Below are 25365 nucleotides of genomic sequence, written 5' to 3' on the forward strand. Positions count from 1 at the left end.
CCACAGGAATCTTCATCGAGGAAAGCAGGCGATCGACTGTGTCGAGCCAGGTGACGGGCGTCGGTACTTCGAGCGAGGGCGAGTTCGGCGCGAACGAGTGGCTCGTAGACGAGCTCTACGAACAGTTCAAAGTCGACAAGCACTCCGTAGACAAGGCCTGGTGGCCGATCCTGGAGGCGTACCACCCGGTCGTCGACGGATCCGCCGCCGCCGCTCCCCCGCCCTCCGCGCCTCCGGCGTCGACGGGCTCCGAGCCCAAGCCCGTGACCGCACCGATCCCGGTGGTCGGCCAGGCACCGGTGGCGCGCACCACGACCAAGCCCGCGGCCCCGCAGCCCATTCCGGCGCAGGCGCCGAACGTCGTTCCCTCGACCGGCTCCGAGAGCACCGAAGAAGACCGTGTGACGGTCCTCAAGGGGATGCCGAAGGCTCTGGCATCTAATATGGACGACTCGCTGACGGTGCCGACCGCCACGAGCGTGCGCACGATCCCGGCCAAGCTGATGATCGACAACCGCATCGTCATCAACAACCACATGTCGCGCACGCGCGGCGGCAAAGTGAGCTTCACGCACCTCATCGGGTGGGCGCTGATCCAGGCGCTCAAGGAGTTCCCGAGCCAGAACGTCTTCTACGCCGAGATCGACGGCAAGCCGTCGGTGGTCGCTCCCGCCCACGTCAACCTCGGCATCGCGATCGACATGCCCAAGCCCGACGGTTCGCGCGCCCTGCTGGTTCCGAGCGTCAAGCGTGCCGACACGCTCACGTTCGGGGAATTCCTCGCTTCGTACGAAGACCTCGTGCGCCGAGCCCGCGGCAACAAGCTCACCCCCGGCGACTTCCAGGGCACCACGGTCTCGCTCACCAACCCGGGCGGCATCGGGACGGTCCACTCCGTGCCGCGCCTGATGCGCGGCCAGGGTGCCATCATCGGCGCCGGCGCACTTGACTACCCGGCCGAATTTCAGGGCGCGAGCGAGAAGACGCTCAACGAGTTGGCGATCGGCAAGACGATCACCCTCACCAGCACCTACGACCACCGCGTCATCCAGGGTGCCGGCTCGGGCGAGTTCCTCAAGAAGGTGCACGAGCTGCTCATCGGCCAGCGCGGCTTCTACGACGACATCTTCGCGGCGCTGCGCATTCCCTACGCCCCCATCCACTGGGCGGCAGACATCAGCGTCGACATCTCCGAGCGCATCGACAAGAGCGCCCGCGTCCAGGAACTGATCAACTCCTTCCGCGTGCGTGGCCACCTGATGGCCGACATCGACCCGCTCGAGTACGTCCAGCGCACGCACCCCGACCTCGAGATCGAGTCGCACGGTCTCACGTTCTGGGACCTCGACCGCGAGTTCGTCACCGGTGGCCTCGGCGCCAAGCGCGTCGCGAAGCTCCGCGACATCCTCGGCGTGCTGCGCGACTCGTACTGCCGCACCATGGGCGTCGAGTACATGCACATCCAGGACCCCGTGCAGCGCCAGTGGTTCCAGCGCAACATCGAGGTCAAGTACACCAAGCCCGGCCACGACGAGCAGCTGCGCATCCTGTCGAAGCTCAATCAGGCCGAGGCGTTCGAGACCTTCCTACAGACGAAGTACGTCGGACAGAAGCGCTTCAGCCTCGAAGGCGGCGAGTCGCTCATTCCGCTCCTCGACCAGATCCTGCAGGGCGCGGCCTCGGTCGGTCTCGACGGCGCGGCGATCGGCATGGCCCACCGCGGGCGCTTGAACGTCCTCACCAACATCGCGGGAAAGACCTACGGTCACGTCTTCCGCGAGTTCGAAGGCGCCGTCGCGATCGGCAGCAAGCGCGGCTCCGGCGACGTGAAGTACCACCTCGGCACCGAAGGCACCTTCGTCGGCGACGAGGGTGACGAGCTGCCGGTGTACCTGGCCGCCAACCCCTCGCACCTCGAGACCGTCGACGGCGTCCTCGAGGGCATCGTCCGCGCGAAGCAGGACCGCAAGCCCATCGGCACGTTCTCGTGGCTGCCCATCCTCGTGCACGGCGACGCCGCGTTCGCGGGGCAGGGCGTCGTGGTCGAGACCCTGCAGATGTCGCAGCTGCGCGGCTACCGCACCGGCGGCACCATCCACGTCGTCGTCAACAACCAGGTCGGATTCACCACCTCGCCGTCCGACGCACGCACCTCGGTCTACGCCACCGACGTCGCCAAAACGATCCAGGCACCCATCCTGCACGTGAACGGCGACGACCCCGAGGCCGTCGTCCGCGCCGCCGACCTGGCATTCCAGTACCGCGAGGAGTTCCATCGCGACATCGTCATCGATCTGGTCTGCTACCGCCGACGCGGTCACAACGAGGGCGACGACCCCTCGATGACGCAGCCCCTGATGACGAACCTCATCGAGGCGAAGCGCTCGGTCCGCCGTCTCTACACCGAATCGCTCGTCGGCCGCGGTGACATCACCGAGGACGAGTACGACCAGGCGAAGCAGGACTTCCAGAACCGCCTCGAGGTCGCCTTCGCCGACACGCACGAAGCCGAGACGGGCACCACGCCGGTCATCGACACCGACGCCGCCGCCGACGAGCCCGTGGTCGGCGAACCCGAGACCACCGGCGTCTCGCGAGAGGTCGTGCAGCACATCGGCGACGCATTCGTGAACAAGCCCGACGGCTTCACGGTGCACACCAAGCTGCAGCAGCTGCTCGACAAGCGACTCGACATGAGCCGCAATGGCAGCATCGACTGGGCCTTCGGCGAGCTTCTCGCCTTCGGATCCGTGCTGATGGAGGGCACCCCGGTGCGCCTCGCGGGGCAGGACGCGCGACGGGGCACCTTCGTCCAGCGCCACTCCGTCCTCCACGACCGCAAGAACGGTCAGGAATGGTTGCCGCTGGCCAACCTCAGCGAGAACCAGGGGCGCTTCTGGGTCTACGACTCGCTGCTGAGCGAGTACGCCGCCATGGCGTTCGAGTACGGCTACTCGGTGGAACGCTCCGATGCTCTCGTGCTCTGGGAGGCGCAGTTCGGTGATTTCGCCAACGGCGCCCAGTCGGTCATCGACGAGTTCATCTCCTCGGCTGACCAGAAGTGGGCGCAACAGTCGAGCGTCGTGCTGCTGCTCCCCCACGGCTATGAGGGTCAGGGCCCCGACCACTCGTCGGCCCGCATCGAGCGCTACCTGCAGATGTGCGCGCAAGACAACATGATCGTCGCGCGTCCGTCGACCCCCGCGTCGTACTTCCACCTGCTCCGTCGTCAGGCGTACCAGCGCCCGCGTCGTCCGCTCGTGGTCTTCACGCCCAAGGCGATGTTGCGCCTTCGCGGAGCGACCAGCCCCGTCGACGACTTCCTCGAGGGTCGGTTCGAGCCCGTGCTCGACGACGACCGCGGCATCGACCGCGGCGCCGTGAAGCGCGTGCTGCTCCACGCCGGCAAGATCCACTGGGATCTCCGGGCCGAGCTCGACAAGAACCCGAACCCCGAGATCGCCCTCGTGCGCCTCGAGCAGTACTACCCGGCGCCGATCGAAGACCTCACCCGCGTTCTCGAGCAGTACCCCGGGGCCGAGCTGGTGTGGGTGCAGGACGAGCCCGAGAACCAGGGCGCGTGGCCGTTCATCGCTCTCGAGGTCGCCGATCAGCTCGGTGGTCGCCCGGTCCGCCGCATCTCGCGCGCCGCCGCTGCCTCGACGGCGACAGGGTCGCCGAAGGTGCACGCCAACGAGCACGCCGCGATCATGAAGGAAGCGCTCGCGCGCTGATCCTCATGAGAAGGGCCCGGCCGAGTTCGCTCGACCGGGCCCTTCCGCGATGGTGGCGCACCTCTGCTGCCCGCGCACTCGTCGTGAGTGGTGTCGACGCGGCGGCTCCCGACGACGGGACCTTCCTGCGGCAAACCCGGGATGCCCGCGCAGCGAGAAGTCGCTCGCAGCCTCGCGGGACGTCGGCGTCTCCGACCTTTCGCAGATGCCGACGCAGCAGCACGCTCGTCAGATCTTTCTCACGATGCCGGGGAATCGGCACGCTCGTTCGGCGCCTCGCAGGATGCCGACGCAGCGGCACGTTCCTCGGTCGGGGTGTCAGGATGCCGGAGCCGCAAGACCCAGCACGGGTGCCAGTTGGGGAATGGCGTACGCGAGGCTCGCGTCGAGAGCCTCGCCGGTATGCCCCGCGCCTTCGACGACGTACGTCAGCACGGTGAACCCTGCGGCCTCAGCCGCCGCCGCGTTCGCCTTCTGCCCCGGACCGTAGGTCGTGTCCTCGCTCCCCCACGTGAAGATCGCCAGGTGACCGGCGTAGGTGCCTGCGGGCGCCGCAGCCATGAGCGCCGAGGGCTTGGCGGCCTGGAAGGCGGTCGCGTTTCCGCCGAACACGTCGGCCACGGTCTGGGCGACATGCTCGGAGCCGGGGAATTCGTTGCCCATCACGTCGAGGAGCTGACCCCACGTGGCGGGGTACTTCGCCGCGTACGTGGCCGCGCACGAGCCTCCGTTGGAGAAGCCCCCGATCGTCCAGTACGAGTGATCCGCGATGATGTTGAGGTTCTTCTCGGCCCACTGCGGTACGAGTTCGTTGATGTAGGTCGACACCGCTCCGTACCGGGTGGAGTCCGCGCACGCCGGGTCCAGGTCGGGAGCGGTCAATTGGTCGACGACGATCGCGATCGGAGCGAGCCCCTTGTTCTGCGCCGCGTACGCGTCGAGTGCCTTTGCCAGACTTGTCGGATCGGGCGATCCGGGCTGGCCCATCATGAACACGAGCAGCGGCAGAGCAGGTGGGTTGGCGACCTGCGCTGCGGGCGGGAGATAGAGCGAGGCGTCGCGCGCGGCGTACTGTCCGGTAGGGATCTTGGCGCTCCCGGTCAGCGCGCTCACCGTCCCCTGGGCCGGCATCCCCGCCGGCGGCTCCCACCTCTGGTACAACGTCGCGGGATCGCCCGCAGCGGCATCCTGCTGCGGGAGGGAGGCCGGGTCGAGGGCTTGAACGCCCAGGATCGCCGCGAGGTTATGGGTGACGCCGTAGGCGGCGTTGACACCGAGCGCCCCGGCGAGCAACGCCGCGATCACCGTGACCGCGCCGACTGCACGCCGAGCCCACGGACGACGGCAGATGCCGACGATGCCGATGGCCGCGACCGCCACGGCCCCCGCTCCCCACCAGATCGCCGCCCCCGGGAGCGGCCCCTGGAAGGTGTCCATCGCTTCGAGGATCTTCGCGACGACGAACATGACCGCACCGGCACCGACGCCGATGACGAGCGTGAGGACGATGCGACGCCGTCGCCACAGGAGGACGGCCACCATTCCGACGACGGCGACGCCGACGCTGAGGAGAAGAAAAGGGGAGTCGATCAGCTCGAGCGACAGGATGAATCTGTTCACCGGCGCCCCTCCCAGGCGGTCTTCGCCAGGGCGACCATCTCCCGCCGCGAGGCGTCGGGCAGGTAGGCGCGTCCGACGGCCGCGCCGATACCGGGCAGTTGCAGCGGATCGCGGTAGGCCAGGGAGAGGGGACGATAACGCGGACGGAATTTGCCCTTGAACCGGAACAGCGAGGCGAAGCCGTACGCCGGTTCGAGCACCTCCGCCAACCACCGCAGCAGGGCGCGCAGGGGCGCGGGATCGCCCTCTGCAGCCTCGTCCGGATCGTCGGCGAGGGGGGCACCCGACAGGCTCAGCACCGTGGCGCCTTCCTCTTGCAGGTGCAGGGCTGCTTTGGCGATGAGGAACTCCATCATGCCGTTGGGCCCGTCGGTGCGACGACGCATGAAATCAAGGGTCCAGCCGGTGATCTCGCCGTCGGTCCAGCTCGGCATCCAGCTCGTGACCGCCTCGATGCGGTCGTCGGGCCCGACCGCCAGCAGGAGCCGCACCTCGCGGTCGCGCAGCTCGTCGAGCGACCCGAGCGTGAAGCCCATTTCGGGCAGGGCCCGATCGGCGACCCACTCCTCGTCGATGGCGACCACCTGTGACGCCTGCGACACGCTGAGCTCGTGCCAGCGCGACCAGACGGCGGTGAAACCCTCGCGCTCAGCGCGGGTGAGGGGTTGGCGCACCTTCTGCCAGGTCTTTCCGGCGAAGGTCAGTCCCGGCAGATCCATGACCGTCTCGACGCCGACCGGCACATGCCGCCACCCCAGGTCGGCGAGATCGTCGAGGGTGTCGGCGTGCACGCTGTAGAACGCCGGAATCCACCCGTGCTCGACGCAGAAGTCCGTGAAGCCCCGTAGCGCTTCGGGGCGCCGGCCGGCGGGCGCCAGAGGATCCGCGACCGCCAGGGCGACGTCCCCCGAAAGGCGGTAGGCGACCGCGCACTCGCGGTCGTCGGAGTACCAGTGACGGTTACCCGACCACGTGCCCAGGAACCCCAGGGTGTCGCTCCCCCGCCGCAGCAACTCGCGGTAGCGGCCCTCGTCGCCCGCGTCGGGACGCTGCACCCGGCGGTACAGCCACAGGATCGAGGCCACGACGATGATCCAGAACAGCACGCCGATCCACTGATAGGCGAAGAGCGCCGGCCCGCTGTGCGGGAAAGCGGTCGACCCGCCCGGGTGGGTGAACGCCGGCGGCAGGAACCGTCGCAGAGTCACCACCACCAGATCGAGGATGGAGATGTCGCGATCGAACGCCCGCTTGCCCACCGCCTCGACGACGAACAGCGTCGTGGCGCAGGCGAGGAACGCCAGCGCGAGCACGGTCGCCACCCTACGCGCGGCCTTCGGCGTCGCGCGCACCGAGAATCGCCGGCGCGCGACGACCAGTGCTGCCGCGAGTGCGAGCGGGATGACCACGCTCGCGATCGCCCACAACACGTATTCCGCACCGCTGCCGTCCACCCACGGGTCGATGCGCAGGCGACCGTCGGCGAGGGAGACCACGGGGAGGACAGCGGATGCCACGAGCACGAACACCGCGACGACCCACGCCGCGCGACGGCCTTGGCGCAGGCCCCACGCGGCGACGAGCAGCAGGACGAGCGGCGTGATGGCCAGCAGAGCGGGGCCCGCGCCGCGGGTCATCAGCAGCGCGACCTGCTCGTCGCAGACGGATGCCGCGACCGTCGCGCACTGGGAGAGGACTTCCTCGTCGTACTGGGTATAGGCGTCGACGACCAGCGAGAGCGGGCCTCGCCCGCCGCCGCTGATCAGCGCCACGATCGGTCCGCTGCCGACGAGGGCCACGAGCAGCGCCAACAGCGTCCGGATCTCACGGGTCGAGCTGCGATGCCATGACCGGCGCTCACGGCCTCGGGCGAGGACGGCGCCGACGGCGAGGCCGATCGCCGCGGCCGTGAGGCGATACCAGGAATCCGCGTCGCCGGCGTAGAGGGCGAAGAGGGAGAGCAGCGCGAACCCCACCAGTCGCAGGCGTCGGCGCCACAGAGTCGTCGCGAACGCCGACGCCGCCATGACCGCACCGGCGATGGGGGTCGTCGGGTCGAGCACGGGGACCTCGGCCGCGACGACGGGCCGCAGGTCGGTCAGCGTCCAGGCCGCGGCGTGGAAGCCGATTCCCACGAGCAACCCCGCCAGTCCCGTCACCGCCAGCAGCACCGCCGTGCGTCGGGATCCCAGCAGTCGCTCGCTGTAGGCGAGCACCGTGAGGGCCAGCAGCACGGATGCCGCGGCATCCACCGCCGAGTCCGGCACGACGAGCGCGGTGAGCACCGTCCACCACCGACCGCTCGCGAACGTAGCCAGCGGCCCGGCTCCCCAGGCGAAGGCCCCCTGGTCGTTCCACAGCGATCCGGCCGCCGCCGCGGCGGCGAGCACGATGACGGCCGTGCTGACGGCGACGGGGTTGCGGGCCAGATATCGACGGAGGTACGGCCCCACCGCGCGCAGACGCGACGAAGGACGCGCGCCGGGCGCGGGTGGTTCTGTTTCGGACATCGGCGAAAGCCTATGAGCAAAGACGCTCTCGCGGAGTCAATACCAGATGTCGAGGAGCGGAGTCATAACGGGCGCAAAAGTCCGGTCGATCGCCGACAGCACGCGGGGCTGACCCGATGCGAGTCCGGCGGTCGCCAATTCGGTGACGCGTACGCCGCCGAGGAGGAGGGACCCCAGGGCATTGACGGTCATCTCGACGTCGACCGTGTCGGCTGCAGAGACCGGCTCGACGACGGCCTCCCCCTCATCGTCGATACGGACGTTCCACGCGCCGTCGGCGAATCCGAGCGGGTCGGTCACCCGGATCACGACGCTCAACGGTGCGCTGTAGGAGCGCGAGGCGAGGGCGCCGGGCACGTCGAGGACCCGCAGCCACTGATGGTCGGTGAGCGTTGCGGTCACCGCGCGGCGGTCGGCCACCATCCACTGCACGGGCGGAACCGGGTCCTGCAGGCGCGCCGTCACCTTGGCGACGAGGTCGTGCTCGAGGACGAAACGCCACAGCGACGCGTACGCCTCCGAGGAGTCCGCGAAGAGCGCGCGCACGTCGAGTTCGTGCGTCGTGAAGTCGTTGCGATCGGCGATCGTGTAGACGACGATGCCCCGCTCGACGCCCGCGGTGTCGCGGTACGCCACGGCGCGCACCTTGTCGCCCTCTTTGTCACCGGGAGCCGTGCCCGCGACCCCACGCCAGCGGCCGTCCCACCCCGGAACCGCCCCTGGCCGCTGCCGACGCACGCGCTCGTGCACGGCGGCGATGCGCCCGGCGATGGCGTCGCGGGGCACGAAGTCGAGGCGCCCCGGCCCGACCGGGCCCGTCCATCGCGCTCGTCCGGTGTCGATCTCGACGTCGGACGCCCAGGTCGCCGGGGAGAATCCCCACCGGCCGTAGATCGTGGCCTCGGTGACGGTGAGCCCGGCGAGGGCGAACCCGGCGTCCGCGGCGGTGCGCAGTTCGCCGCCGAGCATCGCCCGCGCGATCCCCCGGCGACGGTGGGTCGGCGCGACCGCGACGGCGCTGATGGCCCACATCCCGGTCTGCCGCCCGGGCGAGGTGGTGAGTTCGGTCGCCCACGAATCGACCGTGCCGACCGGCACCTCGGGTTCCACGCCGCCGCGGTCGTACACGGCGGTGAGTCGGCGGGTGCGGAGGGTCAGGCGCGCGTTCTCCGACTCGTCGTCGGTGGGCTCCCCCGCCAGAAAGCCGCGGACGACGGCCCGCTGGAACGGACGGTAGGAGTCGCCGTCGGCATCCACCCGGGCGTACTCGAGCCCTGAGGCCGCGAGTTGATCGGCGGAGGTCTGGTCGAGGGGCAGCGTCAGGGTGTCGATGGATGCCATGGTCCCAGCCTAGGGACCACCTCCGACACGCGCCCGACGGCGCCTGCCGGTGTCAGTGGGTCGCTTGGATGGCGCGCAGGCGCGAGAGCACCTGGTCGCGGAGTTCGTCGGGAGCGGTCTCTTTGCACGCCCGCGCGACCACATCGGTCAGGGTTCGTGCCACGAGGGCTTCGTCCTGGCATCCGGGGCAGTTCTCGAGGTGTTCGCGGATGTCCTTCGCCTCGGTCTTGCAGACCTCGTTGCGGAGGTATTCCTCCAGATCGCGCCGTGCCTTGTCGCAGCCGCAGTCGCTCATTTCTTCTCTCCCGTCGCGGCCGTGATGCCGCGCTCCTTGGCGTAGTCCGACAGCAGGTCGCGCAGCAGCCGCCGGCCGCGGTGCAGACGGCTCATGACCGTACCGATCGGGGTTTTCATGATGTCGGCGATCTCCTGGTACGCGAAGCCCTCGACGTCGGCGAGGTACACCGCCATCCGGAAATCCTCGGGGATCGACTGCAGGGCGTCCTTGACGACGGATGCCGGCATGTGATCGATCGCTTCGGCCTCGGCCGAACGGGCGCTGCTCGCGGTGGTCGACTCGGCACCGCCGAGCTGCCAGTCCTCGAGATCGTCGATGGCGCTCTGATAGGGCTCGCGCTGCTTCTTGCGGTACGTATTGATGTACGTGTTCGTCAGGATGCGGTAGAGCCACGCCTTCAGGTTCGTGCCCTGCGTGAACGTCGCCCACGAGCCGAAGGCCTTCACGAAGGTCTCCTGCACGAGGTCGGCTGCGTCGGCGGGGTTGCGCGTCATCCGCATGGCCGCGGCGTAGAGCTGGTCCATGAAGGGCAGAGCCTGCTCTTCGAACTGTGCGCGCGGCTCGACCTGCGAGCCCGCTTCTGCGGTGTCGTCCATCGCGCGCCAGTCTACGTCGAGCGTGTCGAACGCCGCCGAGATGCTCGCCGATGGGCTGTCGAGCTCGAGAAGTGCGGTCACGTGTCGTCCCCTTTCAGTAGGCTAGGAACCGATGACTCCGCTCGGATATTCCCCTCCCGCCGCCACTCCTCGCGGCGCGTGGGACGCGCCCGTCGCCGTCGGCCCCGTCGACGCCACGGTCACCGTGCCGGGCTCGAAGTCGTTGACCAATCGCGAGCTCGTCCTCGCGGCGATCGCCGACGGCCCCGGCACGTTGCACTCTCCGTTGCACTCCGACGACTCCGCCCGCATGATCGACGCCCTGCGCGCGCTGGGCGTGGGGATCGACGAGATCGACACCGACTCCCCCTTCGGTGCCGACCTCCTGGTGACCCCGCCCTCCTCGTTCATCGGCGGCACCACGGTCGACTGCGGCCAGGCCGGCACGGTCATGCGCTTCGTCGCCCCCCTCGCGGGCTTCGCCCGCGGCGACGTCCACGTCACGGCCCACGAGAGCGCGCTGCACCGCCCCATGGGCGCGATGATCCGTGCCCTACGCGACGTGGGTGTCGACATCGACGACGGCGGTCATTGGGCGCTGCCCTTCTCCGTGCGCGGGCACGGCCACGTCCGCGGCGGCGAGGTCGAGATCGACGCCAGCCAGTCGAGTCAGTTCGTCTCGGGCCTGCTTCTGGCAGCTCCCCGCTTCGATGTGGGTCTGCGACTCCGGCACGTGGGTTCGCGGCTGCCCAGCATTCCGCACATCGACATGACCGTCGAGGCGCTCGCGCACCGCGCGGTCCATGTCGAACGTCCGGCTCCGGGCGAATGGATCGTGCCGGCGGGTCCGGTGCGGGCGAAAGACGTCGCGATCGAGCCCGACCTCTCGAACGCCTCGCCGTTCCTCGCGGCGGCAATGGTCACGGGCGGCTCGGTCACGGTCACCGGCTGGCCCCTTCACAGCACCCAGCCCGGCGCCCTCCTCGTCGACATCCTCGCCGAGATGGGCGCGCGCGTCAGTCGCCGCGGCGGCGCTCTCACCGTCGCCGCCGGTGAGGACGGCATCCTGGGTGTCGAGCTCGACCTCTCCGCCGCCGGAGAACTGGCTCCGACCCTCTTCGGTCTGGCCGCGTTCGCCGACGGCCCCACGACCCTGCACGGGATCGGCCATATCCGCGGCCACGAGACCGATCGCATCGCCGCCCTCGTCGGCAACCTCCGTTCGCTCGGTGGCGAGGCGCACGAGCTCGCCGACGGCATCCGCATCGTTCCCCGCCCCCTGCGGGGCGGCGAGTGGAAAGCCCATCACGACCACCGTCTGGCCACGACGGGTGCCCTCATCGGCCTCCGCGTACCCGGCGTGCACATCGACGACATCGGCACCACGGCCAAGACCCTCCCCCAGTTCGCCGCCCTCTGGCACGCCATGCTGGGCCCGGATGCCGCGGTCTGACGCGTGAGCAGGACTGACGCGTGAGCTGGCTCGACGACACCGACGACGACGACGATCTCGCCTACGACGAGTCGTCGATCCGATCGAGGCCCAACCCCAAGGCGAACCGCCCCCGCACCAAGCGCCGCCCGGCCCACGCCGACGCACAGATCGTCCGCGTGCTGGGAGTCGACCGCGGCCGCTACACCGTGCTCGCGGACGAAGACGGACCCGATGAGCGCCGCGTGCTCGTCACCCGAGCCCGTGAGTTGCGTAAACAACCCATCGTCAACGGCGACCGCGCGCGCGCGGTCGGCGATCTGTCGGGCGACGAGGGCACGCTCGGTCGGATCGTCGGGATCGAGGACCGTACGTCGTTGCTGCGTCGCAGCGCCGACGACACCGACCAGGTCGAGCGGGTGATCGTCGCCAACGCCGACCAGATGTTGATCGTGGTCGCCGCGGCCGACCCCGAGCCCCGCGAGCGACTCGTCGATCGATACCTCGTCGCCGCCCTGGATGCCGGCATGCGTCCCCTGCTCGTGGTGACCAAGACCGACCTAGCCGATCCGACCGAGTTCCTCTCGCACTTCGACGGTATCGACCTGCGCGTTTTCACGAGTGCGCAAGAGGCCATGCCGCTCGATGAGATCGGGCAGGCGATCGCCGGGCACGCCACCGTCTTCGTCGGTCACTCGGGTGTCGGGAAATCCACCCTCGTCAACGCCCTGACCGGCTCGGAGCGCGCCATCGGACACGTCAACGTCGTGACCGGGCGAGGACGCCACACGTCGTCGTCGGCGGTGTCGTTGCGCTATCGCGGTCCCGCCGGCTCGGGCTGGGTCATCGACACCCCGGGTGTGCGCTCGTTCGGCCTCGGGCATGTGAATCCCGCCCACGTGCTCGGCGCGTTCACGGACCTCGCCGAGGTCGCCGAAGACTGCCCGCGCGGCTGCACCCACCTGCCCGATGCGCCGGACTGCGCGATCGCCGAGGCGGTGGCATCCGGTCGCCTGGGCCCGGGAGCGGCGGCTCGCCTCGACTCACTGCATCGTCTGCTGACCACGTTCCAAGCGATCGAGCGTTCTAGGCTGGAGGGGTGACGAACCTCGACAAGGGCGACACCGCCCCCGACTTCACCCTGCTCGACCAAGACGAGCACCCCGTCTCGCTGAGCGATTTCCGCGGCCGCCGGGTGATCCTCTACTTCTATCCCGCGGCTCAGACCCCCGGGTGCACGACGCAGGCGTGCGACTTCCGCGACAGCCTCGCGTCGCTGCAGGGCGCCGGGTACACCGTGCTCGGTCTCTCCCGCGACACCCCCGAGAAGCTGCGGGCGTTCCGCGACAGCGACGGTCTCACCTTCCCCCTGCTCAGCGACCCCGAGCACACCGTGCACGAGGCATACGGCGCGTGGGGCGAGAAGCAGAACTACGGCAAGACGGTGACCGGCGTGCTGCGCTCCACCTTCGTCGTCGACGAAGACGGCAAGATCGTCGAGGCGCTCTACAACGTCAAGGCCACCGGCCACGTCGCGCGCCTGCGCAAGACGCTCGGTCTCGCCACCGTCTGACGCCTGCCCGCCCTCGGCCCCGCACACCGCGCGGGCGACCTTCATCGTGGGCACCCCGCGCCGCGCATCGCGCGGGGCGGGCATCATCGTCGGCATCGGGCCCGCGATGCGCGCCGACACGACCGCGTTCGCGAGCTGGGCGCCGCTCGTCGAGGCGCCTGAGATCGCCGCGCGCCGCACCCCGCACAACGGCGGTCGTGCACCCGACTCGCCGTCCGGGATGCCGTGGTCGCGGCGTGTCGCCGAAGCCTCGGCCGATGTGCTCGGAGGCGTCGCGGACGACACCGCAGGCCGACCATCCCCCGAGTGAGTCGGGAATCAGGCGTCGTCGCGGCGCCGGGGCGCCGCGCGGCGCACGGCGACGATCAGCAGCACCAGCCCGATGACGGCGGGCAAGGCGATCATCGCGGCGACAGCCGGCGCCGCCCACTCCCCCGTGATCGCGCCGATCGCGACCGAGAGGATGAGGAGCTGCGTCACAATGCCGCCCGAGCGTCCCGCGGACGCATCCCTCGCCGTCGCGAAGCCGAAAGCCCCGACGATCGCCCCGCCGATGACCGTCAGGACGATCAATGCGATCGAGCTCACGACCGAATCGGTATCGCCGCCGATCAGCGCGACGACCTGCCAGCCGGCAAGGGCCAGAATGCCCACCGCCTCGAGGCCCAGGAACGCGGCGGCCGCGATACGAATCGGCATCCGAAACCCTCCGACGGGGCGCGGCAGCGCCGTTACGATCTGGAAACCTAACGGTTACCTCTTGATCAGGCGGAATCGCTATGGGAGCATGGAACAAGCCGTGTGCTCCCACAGCGAAGTGGGGCGAGCAATTGCTCGCGTTCCCACCAGGGTACCGGACCCGATAGCCGGTGCCGAATCGACCGAAATTTCTGTTACAAGGAGCACCCCTATGGATTGGCGCGACAAAGCAGCCTGCCTGACCGTCGACCCCGAACTGTTCTTCCCCGTCGGTAATACCGGCCCGGCGGTCGATCAGATCGAGAAGGCCAAGTCGGTGTGCGCTCGCTGCACGGTCACCGAGGTCTGCCTGCAGTACGCCCTCGAGTCCGGTCAGGATTCGGGCGTGTGGGGCGGTCTGAGCGAAGACGAGCGTCGCGCGCTCAAGCGCCGCGCCGCTCGCGCCCGCCGCGCCTCCTGACGCAGCTTCCGCCACGACGCCCGTCCCCTCGGGGGCGGGCGTCTTGGCGCTCCCGGGCGGGACGTCATGCCCGTCGACGCTCCAGCGCTTCGACGCGGCTCCTCGCAGATTGTTGCGCTCCCTGCGGGGCGGCATCCCCAATCAGCGAGGTGCACGGCGTTCTGCGAGGAACGCACCTGCCGACGCGTTCACGCGCCCCGTTGGCGGAACGGCATCCGGGGTATACGCGCCACCGAACGATGCGGGCGCGAAAATTTCGACCCGGCCCCGCGCGTAACGGCATCCGAGGCTGCGAGGTGCGTGCAGCTCTGCGAAAAGTATGCGCGCCCAGGCGCCGGCGCGCGCGGCGGGTCGCCGCGACTCGCGACGCCTCTCGGCCCTGCAGCTTGATAACTCGCAGATCCGCGCCTTCCTCGCAGCGGAAGATCGCGATCTGCGAGGAAGTTGCGGAACTGCGAGGAGTGCGCGCCGCGTCGGCGCGGCATCCGGACTCAGAACGGATGCCGGAGCGCGGCCCTGCGTCAGGCCGAGGCGCCGCCGATGTAGCGGAGCGGGATCTCGATCGTGACCTCGGTGCCACTGCCCATGAGCGTGTGCCAGTCGATCGTGCCGCCGAGCTCACCCTGGATGAGGGTACGGACGATCTGCGTGCCGAGGCCGCGCCCGACCTGCCCCTCGGGCAGGCCCACTCCGGTGTCGCGGACGCTGACCTCGAGCATCTCGCCGGTGCGTTCCGCCACGATCTCGACGTCGCCCTCCTGACCTGCGAGACCGTGCTCGACGGCGTTGGTCACCAGCTCGGTCAGGGCGAGCGCGAGAGGGGTCGCGAACTGGCTCGGCAGCGTGCCGAACTGGCCCGTCGACCGCGTCCTCGCGCGGGTGTTGGGGGCTGCCGCCACCTCGGCGACGAGCTTGAGAACGCGGGCGAACACGTCGTCGAAGTCGACGTTCTGCGCGAGCCCCTCCGACAGGGTGTCGTGCACCACGGCGATCGCCGACACGCGGCGCATGGCCTGGGTGAGGGCGTCGCGCGCCTCGTCCGAGTGCGTACGGCGCGCCTGGATGCGCAGCAGCGACGCGACCGTCTGCAGGTTGTTCTTGACGCGGTGGTGGATCTCGCGGATCGTCGCGTCCTTCGTGATGAGTTCCTGCTCCTGATGGCGGATCTCGGTCACGTCGCGGCTCAGCACGATCGCGCCGATGCGATTTCCGCGGTCGCGCAGCGGGATGGTGCGCAGCGACACCTGCACGCCCCGCGCCTCCATGTCGGCGCGCCACGGCGCCCGGCCGCTGACGACGACGGGCAGGGACTCGTCGACGTCCAGACGCTTGGCGGGGAGGATCCGCGCGGTGACTTCGGCCAGCGACTCCCCCTCGAGCTCGTCGTCGAAGCCCATGCGGTTGAAGGCCGACAGCGCGTTGGGGCTGGCGAAGGTCGTGATGCCGTCGACGTCGAGGCGGATGAGGCCGTCGGATGCTCGGGGTGCGCCGCGCCGCGGGGCCGTGGGGGCGGCGAGGTCGGGGAACTCCGCCGACGAGATCATGCCGAACAGGTCGTCGGCGCAGTCGTTGAAGGTGATCTGCTGCCGGGATGGCGTGCGCGTCTCGCCGAGGTTGGTGTGGCGGGTCAGCACGCCGACAGTGGTGACCGCGGCGCCCTCGCGCGACAGCTCGCGCACGATCGGCACCGCGCGCACGCGCGTCGGCGTCTCTTCGAACCAATCAGGGGATGCCGAATCCACGATCCGTCCGCTCTGGAACGCCTCGCGCACCTGCGTGCGCCACTGGGGTCGGACGCGATCGCCCACGATGTCGCGGTAGAAGAGGGTGGCCGCTCCCCCGGGGCGCGTGTGCGCGACGGCGACGAAGGAGTCGTCGGGGGTCGGAACCCAGATCACGATGTCGGCGAAGGCCAGGTCGGCGAGCAGTTGCCCGTCGCCGGCCAGGCGGTGCAGCCACTCGACGTCGGCTTCGCTGGAGCGGCCCTGGGCGAAGACGAGTTCACTGAGTGTCGACACCCTTCCACCCTAGAGGAGCGGGTGAACGCCGCCGCTCGAGGAAGGCGTCGGAGCGACCCGAGTGAACCACCGGATGAACCCTCCAGGAGCGCGCCCCTGATCAGGGTGAAGAAGCGGATGTGTGAACGACGGCAACATCTCCGCTCGTCGCCGCGCTCTCACCCCGTTCGGGTGAGGTCGTCGCCTCCCCCGAACGGGGGACATCGTGAGGGGCGCGCCTCCGGAAGCTGATTTCCTGGCCCGGTGCTGGCGCGGGAAATGGCGCGTCTGTCTCCCTTCGGCAGTTTTCGAGCGGTGATCGCCCAGCGGTTCGGGTGGCAGAGAAGGTCTCGGCGACGGGGCCTCGGAGTCGTCAGAACAACATTCCTCAGATCAGCCGCGACGCCCGTCATCGCGCGGCTCACAACCCCCGCCGGCATCGTGTCGCGCGGTCGAGCGGGCGCCCCGAGCGGAGTACGGATGCGGCAGGGGCCGACCGATCGCCGACTCGGTGACGACTCCTCCACCCCATCGGGAATCTCTCCACAGGCGCGTCGATGGCGGCGGACCCTGCGCCGGTGCTGCCCTACTGTCGGCGTCACCCCCCGGCTCGCTGTCCGCACCACTTCCACGGAGGGAACCATGTCACAGCCGAACGCCCACACCACCTCGACGCCGACGCGACGCTCTATCGCCGCCGCGGCGCGGTCGGAAGAGTTCTTCGGTCGGCAGAAGACCTCGGCGCATGAGCTTCCGTCGGCCGAGACCTTCACACTGAACATCGTGCGCGGGGTTCTCGAGGTCCTCGCCGGAGTTCGCGAGGTCGACCAACTCGCGCGGTGGCTGTCGGAAGACGTCTACCGCACAGTCGTCATCCGAGCCGGCTTGGCCGCCCGCGCGCGCAGCGCCCGTGGGATGCCCGCGCCGCGGGCAACGCACATCATTCAGAGCGTGCACCTCTCCTCCCCCGCCGATCACGTCGTGGAGGCTACCGTCACCGCGTCGACGCGTCTGCGCACCCGGGCCGTCGCCCTCCGCCTCGAGGGGCTCGACGGTCGCTGGCGAGTCACGTCGCTGGGCCTGCTGTGAGCACCAGGCTCGCCGCGCCGGCGGGCACCCTCGCGCGACGTCGAAGACGGCGGGACGGAGGTGTCACGCCTCCCCGCGACCGAGGCGAGAGAAGCCGTGGCCCCGCGAGGGGCAGGGCGACGAGCGCGGCTTGCACCCGACATCGGGGGCGCGCACCGGGTGCAGCGGGCGCCGCTGGTGGGTCGCTCGCTGGCCCCCCTGGCGCGGCCGTCGGCACGGCCGCGTGCCGTGCTGCCGCTGGCTCTGCCGTGTATGCAGCCGGTGTGGCGCAGAATTCTCGACCGAAGCAATGCCTGGAGATGCACGCGACGATCGTCTTCGCCATCCAACCGATCTTCCTGCCCTGGTTCGGCACGTACTCGGGTGGTTCCTGCAGATGATCGACGACTATCGGAGTTCGCTCAGAACAAGGCTGTCGATCTTGTATACGCCCGTCAGGCTCTCCGTTTGCCTCGCCTCGCTCGTCTGGTTCGTTACCGGGAGCGCCCTTTATCTCGGCCGCGACGACGCACCCGCATGGATCGGGCCGGTATCGGTCATTCCGATTCTCTCGTTCGCGACGTGGACCGTGATCACGGACGCACGTCATCGCCGTGATGCGGCGAGGGATGAAGCCCGGCAGAAAAGAGAGCAGGGTGAGATCGCTCTCACGCGACGGGTGCGGACTCACCCTCGGGTCCGCACCCGTCGCGTCGGGTTCGGGGGCCGAGCAGTCTCGCGTTCACGGCCTCCAGGACGCCAAGAAGTTGCCCAGTCGCTCGATGGCATCCGAGATGACGCGCGCCTCGGGCAACGTCACGATGCGCACGTGATCGGTCGCCGGCCAGTTGAACCCCGAGCCCTGCACGAGCAGCACGTGCTCGGCGAGCAGGAAGTCGCGCACGAATTGGCCGTCGTCGGGGATCTCGTACACCTCGGGGTCGAAACGAGGGAAGGCATAGAGCGCACCGCGCGGCAGCACGCACGACACGCCCGGGATGGCTTCGAGGCCCTGCCACGCGGCATCCCTCTGCTCGTGCAGACGGCCGGACGGGGCGATGAGAGCGTCGATCGACTGAACGCCCGACAGCGCCGCCTGCACCGCGAACTGCGCGGGCACGTTGGGGCACAGACGCGTGGATGCCAGCAGGTTGATACCGTGCAGGAACCCCTGCGCGTGGTCCTTCGGACCGGTGATAGCGAGCCACCCCGATCGGTAGCCCGCGACGCGATACGTCTTGGACAGGCCGTTGTAGGTCAAGCACAGCAGGTCGGGCGCGATCGTCGCCATCGGGATGTGCACCGCGTCGTCGAACAGGATGCGGTCGTAGATCTCGTCGGCCAGGATCAGAAGCGAGTTCTCGCGGGCGATCGTGGCGATCCCCTCGAGAACCTCACGCGAGTAGACCGCGCCCGTGGGGTTGTTGGGGTTGATCACGACGATCGCCTTGGTGCGGGGCGTGACCTTCGATCGGATGTCATCCAGGTCGGGCTGCCACTCGCGCGATTCGTCGCACAGGTAATGCACCGGCGTACCGCCGCCGAGGCTCGTCATGGCCGTCCACAAGGGGTAATCGGGTGCGGGGATGAGCACCTCGTCGCCCTCGTCGAGGAGCGCCTGCATCGTCATCGTGATGAGTTCGGACACCCCGTTGCCGAGGAACACGTGGTCGGGATCGAGGTGGGGGAAGCCGGGCTCCTGCTCGTACCTCGAGACCACGGCGCGGCGAGCCGAGAGGATGCCGCGGCTGTCGCTGTACCCATGCGCGTTCGGCACCGAGGCGATCATGTCGCGCACGATCTGATGCGGCGCCTCGAACCCGAAGATCGCGGGGTTACCGGTGTTCAGCTTGAGGATCGAGTGCCCCTCGGCCTCGAGTCGGTCGGCCTCGACCAGGGCCTCCCCCCGGATCTCGTAGAGGACGTCTTTCAACTTCGACGACTGATCGAGAGGGCGTAGCGGGCTCATCGGTTCAGGATATCCCCGGCCCCTGCGGGCCAATCGACACCGAGTGGACCACGCGTGGGTCACCACGGACGACGGATGCCGTGCCCCGGTGATCGGGGCACGGCATCCGTCTGTCGTTCGTTACTTCTTCTTCGCCGCTCGACGGTCGGCGCGGTTCGATGCGGCGGACTCGTCGACGGAGTCCGTGCGCTGTCCGAAGGCGCCGCGGGCGCCGGTCGACGCGGGCTCGGCCGCGGGGGCGGCGGGCTGCTGGGACGCCTGGCGGAGGCGGTTCGTCGCCGCCTGTTGCACCTGTCCGCGGTCGTTGCGCACCTCGACCTCGCCCGCGTCGTTGGCGGCCGAGTACTCCAGGCGCTGCGTCTCGACGGGGGTCGGCGTGAGACCCTTGGCCTCGACCTGCGCCTCGTCGCCCTCGACCTTTCGCACCTCGACCTCGAGGTTGTAGAGGAAGCCGACGGACTCCTCTTTGATCTGCCCCATCATCGACTGGAACATCTGGTACCCCTCGCGCTGGTACTCGATGAGCGGGTCACGCTGTGCCATGGCTCGCAGACCGATGCCGTCTTTCAGGTAGTCCATCTCGTAGAGGTGCTCGCGCCAGCGGCGGTCGAGCACCTGCAGCACCACGCGGCGCTCCAGCTCGCGCAGAGCCTGCTCACCGAGCGCCTTCTCGCGGTTCTCGTATGCGATGCGGGCGTCGGAGATGATCTCGCGCTTCAGGCCCTCCGGCGTGATGCGCCCCTTGCTGCCGCCGGCCTCCGCGACGACCTCGTCGATCGTGACGCTGACCGGGTACATGGTCTTCAGCTCGGTCCACAGCGCGTCGAAGTCCCAGGACTCGGTGTGCCCCGAGCCCGTGTGGTCGTCGATCACCGCCGTGATGGCGTCTTCGATGAAGTGCTGCACGCGGTCGGCGATATCGTCACCCTGGAGCATGTGGCGACGGTCGGCGTAGATGGCCTCACGCTGACGGTTGAGCACGTCGTCGTACTTGAGCACGTTCTTGCGCATCTCGGCGTTGCGCGCCTCGACCTGCGACTGCGCGCTCTTGATGGCGCGCGACACCAGACCCGACTCGATCGCGACGTCATCGGGGAAGTTCGTGCGGGCCAGGATGGCTTCGGCGGCGCCCGACTGGAAGAGGCGCATGAGGTCATCGGTGAGCGACAGGTAGAACCGGCTCTCGCCGGGGTCACCCTGACGACCCGAGCGACCGCGCAACTGGTTGTCGATGCGACGGGACTCGTGGCGCTCGGTGCCCAGCACGTAGAGCCCACCCGCCTCGGTCACCTTCGCGGCCTCTTCGGCGACGGTGTCCCGCATGGACTGGTACACCGTGTCCCACTCGGACTCGTACGCATCGGGCGTCTCGACGGGGTCGAGGTTCTTCGCCCTCATCTCCTGCACGGCGAGGAACTCGGCGTTGCCGCCGAGCATGATGTCGGTTCCGCGACCGGCCATGTTGGTGGCGACCGTCACCGCACCGAGGCGCCCGGCGCGCGCAACGATCTCGGCCTCGCGAGCGTGGTTCTTGGCGTTGAGCACCTCGTGGCGCACGCCCTTCTTAGCCAGCAGGCGGGAGAGGTACTCGCTCTTCTCGACGCTCGTCGTACCGACGAGGACGGGCTGACCGTTGGCGTGGCGCTCGACGATGTCTTCGACGACCTGCGCGAACTTCGCCGTCTCGTTCTTGTAGACGAGGTCGGACTGGTCCTTGCGGATCATGGGCCGGTTGGTGGGGATCGGAACCACGCCGAGCTTGTAGGTCGACATGAACTCGGCCGCCTCGGTCTCGGCGGTACCGGTCATGCCCGAGAGCTTCTCGTACAGACGGAAGTAGTTCTGCAGCGTGACGGTCGCGAGAGTCTGGTTCTCGGCCTTGACCGGCACGCCTTCCTTCGCCTCGATGGCCTGGTGGATGCCCTCGTTGTACCGGCGTCCCACCAGGATGCGCCCGGTGTGCTCGTCGACGATCATCACTTCGTCGTTCATGACGACGTAGTCGGTGTCGCGCTTGAACAGCGCGATCGACTTGATGGAGTTGTTCAAGAACGAGATCAACGGGGTGTTGGCCGACTCGTAGAGGTTATCGATGCCCAGGTAGTCTTCGACCTTCTCGATGCCGGGCTCCAGCACGCCGATGGTGCGCTTCTTCTCGTCGACCTCGTAGTCGACGCCGGCCTCGAGGGTGCGGGCGAGCTTGGCGAACTCCGCGAACCAGCGGTTGGCCTCGCCGGATGCCGGCCCCGAGATGATCAGCGGGGTGCGCGCCTCGTCGATGAGGATCGAGTCGACCTCGTCGACGATGGCGAAGAAGTGACCGCGCTGCACGAGGTCCTCCTTGCGCCACGCCATGTTGTCGCGCAGGTAGTCGAAACCGAACTCGTTGTTCGTGCCGTAGCTGATGTCGGCCTCGTACTGCTCGCGGCGCACCTCGGGCGTCTGGCCCGCGACGACCGTGCCCGTCGTCATGCCGAGCGCGCGGTACACGCGGCCCATGAGCTCCGACTGGTAGCTGGCGAGGAAGTCGTTGACGGTGATGACGTGGACGCCTTTGCCGGCGATCGCGTTCAGGTAGGCGGGCAGGGCCGCCGTCAGCGTTTTTCCTTCACCGGTCTTCATCTCGGCGATGTTGCCCAGGTGCAGGGCTGCGCCGCCCATGACCTGAACGTCGTAAGGACGCTGTCCCAACGTGCGCTTGGCGGCCTCGCGGACGGCTGCGAAGGCTTCGGGCATCAGCTGGTCGAGCGTCTCGCCGGCCTCGTACCGGGCACGCAGCTCGACGGTCTCGTTGCGCAGCTCATCGTCGGTGAGCTGCTCGTAGTCCTCTTCGAGCGCCCCGGTCGCCTTGACGACGCCCTGCAGGCGACGCAGAACGCGACCCTCACCGGCGCGCAGCAGTCTCTCGAGCGGATTTGCCACGAAGAATCTCCATCTGTCGGGTGCAGCGCCCGTGCGGACGCCGGCCTGCGAACAGGCATACAGCGTCCATGTTATCCGTGTTACCCGTTCGTGACCTGCGAAGGACCCGCGATCATCCGGCCGGGTTTCCCGCCCGCAGCGAACACACGGCGACGCGCAGGAAACCGCCGCCTAGGATCGAGCTATGGCGGGTTTCTGGGGCAAGAGGAAGCGCGAAGAAGAAGACGCGGCCGACGCGGATCTGGCGCGTCGGGCCGAATTGGCGATCGTCGCCGCCGACGAACGGGTGCGTCTGACCTCGGACGAGCTCGACTTCGCGCGCGCCGAGCTCGGCGACAAAGCCACCGAAGATCTGGCCGCCGCCCTCGACTCCGTGCGCACGCATCTCGCCGAAGCGTTCCGTCTGCACCAGCTCAACCACGACGAGATCCCCGACACCAAGGAGGAGCTGCGCACACGCAACGCGCGCGTCATCCAGCTGTCCGAGTGGGCGGAGGATCTGCTCGAGGAGCGCACGCAGGTGCTTCAGCCCAAGATCGACGCGGTTCGCCGAGCGCCCGAGACGCTGGCGCGCGTGCGGGCCGACCGCGACCGCCTGGCCGAGCGTGTGCCGAACGCGCGGGAGGTCGTCTCCCGCCTGTCCCACCGGTACAGCGACTCCGCACTGTCGCAGATCGGCGGCAATCCGGAAGAGATCGAGCAGCTGCTCGACTTCGCCGTGCACACGGCGTCGGTGTCGGAACGACGTCGCGAGGCCGGCCAGCGCGAGCAGGCGTCGGTCGCTCTCGAAGCGGCCACCGAGGCGGTCCGTCGTGCCGAGTCGCTCCTGGACGCGGTCGACACCTTCGAGATCGAGGCGCTGCGCGCCGAATCCACCCTCGCCGCGGTCATCGACGACTCCCGTAACGACCTCGTCGAGGCGCGTCGCGGTGCGCAGACCCCGACCGTGACCCAGGCGATGGCGACTCTGCAGAGCGCCCTCTCCGCACTCCCCGCGTCGGGCACGCGCAGCGACCCGTTCGCCGCGTTGTCATCGCTTCGCCAGGCCAACGCCGACCTCGACATCGCTCGGGAGCGCGCTGCCCGCCCGGTCCCCTCGCAGGAGCAGGTCGAGCATGCGATCGACGACGCCGACCGTCAGCTGGCGGTCGCCCGCGGGTTGATCACCGGACACCGCGGGTGGATCGGCGCCGACGCGCGTACTCGCTTCGTCGAAGCCGAACGCCTGCGCGCCGGACTCCCGCTCGGCCCCGTCGCCGAGGACGACCGCGAGACGGTGCTCGCCACAGCTCGACGTGCCGGTTCGCTGGCCTCCGAGTCCCTGCAGATCGCGCAGCGCGACATCGAACAGTCCCGGCCCGACGACTGGGGTGGGAACGGCTACGGCCGCGGCGGCGGGTACGGTCGCGGCGGGGGCATGGGCGGCGGCAACATGGTCGGCGGCATGCTCGGCGGCCTCGTCATCGGCTCGCTGCTCGGCGACATCTTCGACGGCTGAGCGCGGCCGCGCAAAGCGGCGGGCGCGGGGTGGCGCTCCTGCCCGATGCCCGCAGCCATCGGTGCCCCGGCGCCGCTCGACGACCTGACGACGCCCGAGCCGGCGTACCGCACATCCTCCACGCCAGACGCCCCCGTCCTCTCGGACGGGGGCGTCTGTCACGCAGATGTCAGGATGCCGCCTGAATCACCGGCGGAGCCTGTGTCGCGAGGGCGATCACACCGTAGTCCCAGCCCTTGCGGCGGTAGACGACGCTGGGGTGATCGGTGCGGGCGTCGATGAACAGGAAGAAGTCGTGACCGACGAGCTCCATGCGGTCGACGGCGTCTTCGACCGTCATCCACTCGGCGCCGAACTCCTTCTGGCGGATGACGACGGGAGAATAGTCTTCTTCGTCGGCGGCGCCCTCTGCCTGCACCGGAATGGATCCGGTGGCGACGGCGCGAAGAACCTCGACGGAGGCCGGCTCGACGTCGATTCCCGAGAGTTCGCCGGTGCCTTTCTCGAACTTGGCACCGCGCGGGTGGTTGCGGGCGTCGATGCGCTTGTCCTTCGCGCGGCGCACCTGCTCAGAGATCTTGTCGACCGCGAGGTCGAGGGCGGCGAACTTGTCGACGTCCGTCGCCTCCGCCCGGACGACCGGGCCCTTGCCGTCGAGGGTGAGCTCGACCGTGTCGTCCTCCATGCGGCCGTTGCGATAGGCCCGATGAGTCACCTTGACCTCGAGCGCTCCGGCGCGGGGCGCCAGGTGCTCGATGCGACTGACCTTCTCTTCAACCACGGTGCGGAATCGATCGGTGATACCGACTCCCACGCCGACGATGTTGGTGTCCATCAGTGACCTCCTTGTTCCGGGTTCCGCCCGGTCTAAGGGCGGAACAGCCGTCGCCTTCAGTCATCCCCACGCTAGTGGGCGGCCACCGCCGTGTCACGTGCGAATCACCTCTGGTTCACCTGCGGATCCCCCACGACGCGGCGTGTGCGCGAGCGCGACGGCTCGCACATCGGTAGCGCCCGCGGCGCGCAACGCCCGCGCGGCCTCGGCCAGCGTGGCACCCGTCGTGACGACGTCGTCGACGACCACCACCGTCCCGCTGAGGGCCGCGCGCGCCTGGAACACGCCTCGGACGTTCTCGCGCCGTTCGCGCCCGCCGAGTCCACGCTGATCGGCGGGCGCCCCCCGTAGTCCGAGGAGACGCTCGGGCCGCCCGCCCGCCCGTCGCATCAGCAGCTCCACCGGTCGGTAGCCCCGTCGACGGAACGCCGCGCGCGAGGACGGGACCGTCGTGACACGCGCGCCGGGCGGCACGGATGCTGCGAGCGCCGCGGCCAGCGCCGGGGCGAGGTCGCGCGCAAGGGACGTGCGCCCCTCCTCCTTGAACGCCCGGATGACCCGGGCGGCGACGCCGTCGAAAGCCAGAGCGCCGACGACCGGTAGAGAGGAGTCCAGTGTGCGCCGCATCAGACCCGGCGCGAGGTGCTCGCGGCACTCGTCGCACAACGCGACGTCGAGAGTGCCGCAGCCCACGCACGCCATCGGGAGCCAGAACGTCAGCGCGTCGCGGAACGCCGCGGTGAGAGGGGCCGGGAGGATCACGCGACAAGCCTCACGGACCGAGCCTCCGCGCCGTCCGTCGCATCCGCGTTC

The 25365-nt window shown here is 69.3% G+C and carries 19 protein-coding genes; 8 read left to right on the forward strand and 11 right to left on the reverse strand.

The annotated features are described in order from the left end of the window. Window positions 1-38: 38 nt before the first annotated feature. Window positions 39-3734 carry a multifunctional oxoglutarate decarboxylase/oxoglutarate dehydrogenase thiamine pyrophosphate-binding subunit/dihydrolipoyllysine-residue succinyltransferase subunit gene (locus MT347_RS14735; protein ID WP_243502035.1) on the forward strand — a complete coding sequence of 1232 codons (3696 nt, stop codon included), beginning with the start codon at window positions 39-41 and terminating at the stop codon, window positions 3732-3734. Window positions 3735-4052: 318 nt separating this feature from the next. Here the strand turns inward: MT347_RS14735 and MT347_RS14740 are convergent, their stop codons facing one another. Genes MT347_RS14740 through MT347_RS14760 form a run of 5 tightly spaced genes read right to left on the reverse strand, consistent with a single transcriptional unit; the run spans window position 4053 to window position 10099 of the window. After that, on the reverse strand, window positions 4053-5354 hold the full coding sequence (locus MT347_RS14740; protein ID WP_243502036.1) for an esterase family protein: 1302 nt from the start codon (window positions 5352-5354) through the stop codon (window positions 4053-4055). Then, window positions 5351-7864, reverse strand: coding sequence for a bifunctional lysylphosphatidylglycerol flippase/synthetase MprF (locus tag MT347_RS14745; protein ID WP_243502037.1), 2514 nt, complete (start codon window positions 7862-7864; stop codon window positions 5351-5353). The genes MT347_RS14740 and MT347_RS14745 overlap by 4 nt, the downstream gene beginning before the upstream one ends. A 36-nt stretch (window positions 7865-7900) precedes the next feature. Then, complete coding sequence (locus MT347_RS14750; RefSeq protein ID WP_243502038.1) at window positions 7901-9205, reverse strand: GNAT family N-acetyltransferase; 1305 nt, start codon at window positions 9203-9205, stop codon at window positions 7901-7903. A 52-nt stretch (window positions 9206-9257) separates the two neighbouring features. Further along, a complete protein-coding gene (locus MT347_RS14755; protein WP_144828759.1) occupies window positions 9258-9500 on the reverse strand; it encodes a zf-HC2 domain-containing protein in 243 nt (80 codons plus the stop codon). Further along, window positions 9497-10099, reverse strand: a complete 603-nt coding sequence (locus MT347_RS14760) for a sigma-70 family RNA polymerase sigma factor (RefSeq protein ID WP_228375920.1) — start codon at window positions 10097-10099, stop codon at window positions 9497-9499. Before MT347_RS14760 ends, MT347_RS14755 begins: the two co-directional genes overlap by 4 nt. A 112-nt stretch (window positions 10100-10211) precedes the next feature. Here MT347_RS14760 and aroA point away from each other — a divergent pair, with 112 nt between their 5' ends. From aroA to MT347_RS14780, 4 genes are read left to right on the forward strand one after another with little or no spacing between them, the layout of a single operon-like run. After that, on the forward strand, window positions 10212-11552 hold the full coding sequence (gene aroA, locus MT347_RS14765) for a 3-phosphoshikimate 1-carboxyvinyltransferase (RefSeq protein ID WP_243502039.1): 1341 nt from the start codon (window positions 10212-10214) through the stop codon (window positions 11550-11552). Between the two features lie 20 nt (window positions 11553-11572). Next, window positions 11573-12634 carry a ribosome small subunit-dependent GTPase A gene (gene rsgA / locus MT347_RS14770; protein ID WP_243502040.1) on the forward strand — a complete coding sequence of 354 codons (1062 nt, stop codon included), beginning with the start codon at window positions 11573-11575 and terminating at the stop codon, window positions 12632-12634. Beyond that, the gene (gene bcp, locus MT347_RS14775; RefSeq protein ID WP_243502041.1) at window positions 12631-13104 is read left to right on the forward strand and encodes a thioredoxin-dependent thiol peroxidase; all 474 of its coding nucleotides are present in this window, start codon (window positions 12631-12633) and stop codon (window positions 13102-13104) included. The genes rsgA and bcp overlap by 4 nt, the downstream gene beginning before the upstream one ends. A gap of 46 nt (window positions 13105-13150) precedes the next feature. Then, complete coding sequence (locus MT347_RS14780; RefSeq protein WP_243502042.1) at window positions 13151-13414, forward strand: hypothetical protein; 264 nt, start codon at window positions 13151-13153, stop codon at window positions 13412-13414. 8 nt (window positions 13415-13422) lie between these two features. On the opposite strand, the gene MT347_RS14785 is transcribed toward MT347_RS14780, so the two are convergent. Continuing rightward, window positions 13423-13803 (reverse strand): histidine kinase, encoded by a 381-nt coding sequence (locus MT347_RS14785; protein WP_243502043.1) that lies wholly within the window; start codon window positions 13801-13803, stop codon window positions 13423-13425. 211 nt (window positions 13804-14014) lie between these two features. On the opposite strand from MT347_RS14785, the gene MT347_RS14790 reads away from it, so the two are divergent. Next, a complete protein-coding gene (locus MT347_RS14790) occupies window positions 14015-14263 on the forward strand; it encodes a WhiB family transcriptional regulator (protein ID WP_013583608.1) in 249 nt (82 codons plus the stop codon). Window positions 14264-14784: 521 nt separating this feature from the next. On the opposite strand, the gene MT347_RS14795 is transcribed toward MT347_RS14790, so the two are convergent. After that, on the reverse strand, window positions 14785-16281 hold the full coding sequence (locus MT347_RS14795; protein ID WP_243502044.1) for a sensor histidine kinase: 1497 nt from the start codon (window positions 16279-16281) through the stop codon (window positions 14785-14787). A gap of 621 nt (window positions 16282-16902) precedes the next feature. Between MT347_RS14795 and MT347_RS14800 the strand changes: the two genes are divergently transcribed. Beyond that, on the forward strand, window positions 16903-17349 hold the full coding sequence (locus MT347_RS14800) for an Rv3235 family protein (RefSeq protein ID WP_243502045.1): 447 nt from the start codon (window positions 16903-16905) through the stop codon (window positions 17347-17349). A gap of 721 nt (window positions 17350-18070) precedes the next feature. Here the strand turns inward: MT347_RS14800 and MT347_RS14805 are convergent. Beyond that, entirely contained in the window at window positions 18071-19297 is a 1227-nt protein-coding gene (locus tag MT347_RS14805) for a pyridoxal phosphate-dependent aminotransferase (RefSeq protein ID WP_243502046.1), read from the reverse strand. A 120-nt stretch (window positions 19298-19417) separates the two neighbouring features. Then, window positions 19418-22219 (reverse strand): preprotein translocase subunit SecA, encoded by a 2802-nt coding sequence (gene secA / locus MT347_RS14810; protein WP_243502047.1) that lies wholly within the window; start codon window positions 22217-22219, stop codon window positions 19418-19420. A 184-nt stretch (window positions 22220-22403) separates the two neighbouring features. On the opposite strand from secA, the gene MT347_RS14815 reads away from it, so the two are divergent. Next, window positions 22404-23717 carry a hypothetical protein gene (locus tag MT347_RS14815; protein ID WP_243502048.1) on the forward strand — a complete coding sequence of 438 codons (1314 nt, stop codon included), beginning with the start codon at window positions 22404-22406 and terminating at the stop codon, window positions 23715-23717. Between the two features lie 169 nt (window positions 23718-23886). On the opposite strand, the gene hpf is transcribed toward MT347_RS14815, so the two are convergent. Then, entirely contained in the window at window positions 23887-24552 is a 666-nt protein-coding gene (gene hpf / locus MT347_RS14820) for a ribosome hibernation-promoting factor, HPF/YfiA family (RefSeq protein WP_243502049.1), read from the reverse strand. A gap of 93 nt (window positions 24553-24645) precedes the next feature. Continuing rightward, complete coding sequence (locus MT347_RS14825; RefSeq protein ID WP_243502050.1) at window positions 24646-25314, reverse strand: ComF family protein; 669 nt, start codon at window positions 25312-25314, stop codon at window positions 24646-24648. Window positions 25315-25365 lie beyond the last annotated feature (51 nt).

The organism is Microbacterium sp. VKM Ac-2923, assembly GCF_022815605.1.
GTDB lineage: Bacteria > Actinomycetota > Actinomycetes > Actinomycetales > Microbacteriaceae > Microbacterium.

Coding starts and splice junctions, on each gene's coding strand:
- MT347_RS14745 (WP_243502037.1), bottom strand. CDS start 7,864: ATGTCCGAAACAGAACCACCCGCGCCCGGCGCGCGTCCTTCGTCGCGT.
- MT347_RS14750 (WP_243502038.1), bottom strand. CDS start 9,205: ATGGCATCCATCGACACCCTGACGCTGCCCCTCGACCAGACCTCCGCC.
- MT347_RS14755 (WP_144828759.1), bottom strand. CDS start 9,500: ATGAGCGACTGCGGCTGCGACAAGGCACGGCGCGATCTGGAGGAATAC.
- MT347_RS14760 (WP_228375920.1), bottom strand. CDS start 10,099: ATGGACGACACCGCAGAAGCGGGCTCGCAGGTCGAGCCGCGCGCACAG.
- aroA (WP_243502039.1), top strand. CDS start 10,212: ATGACTCCGCTCGGATATTCCCCTCCCGCCGCCACTCCTCGCGGCGCG.
- MT347_RS14785 (WP_243502043.1), bottom strand. CDS start 13,803: ATGCCGATTCGTATCGCGGCCGCCGCGTTCCTGGGCCTCGAGGCGGTG.
- MT347_RS14790 (WP_013583608.1), top strand. CDS start 14,015: ATGGATTGGCGCGACAAAGCAGCCTGCCTGACCGTCGACCCCGAACTG.
- MT347_RS14800 (WP_243502045.1), top strand. CDS start 16,903: ATGTCACAGCCGAACGCCCACACCACCTCGACGCCGACGCGACGCTCT.
- MT347_RS14805 (WP_243502046.1), bottom strand. CDS start 19,297: ATGAGCCCGCTACGCCCTCTCGATCAGTCGTCGAAGTTGAAAGACGTC.
- MT347_RS14815 (WP_243502048.1), top strand. CDS start 22,404: ATGGCGGGTTTCTGGGGCAAGAGGAAGCGCGAAGAAGAAGACGCGGCC.
- hpf (WP_243502049.1), bottom strand. CDS start 24,552: ATGGACACCAACATCGTCGGCGTGGGAGTCGGTATCACCGATCGATTC.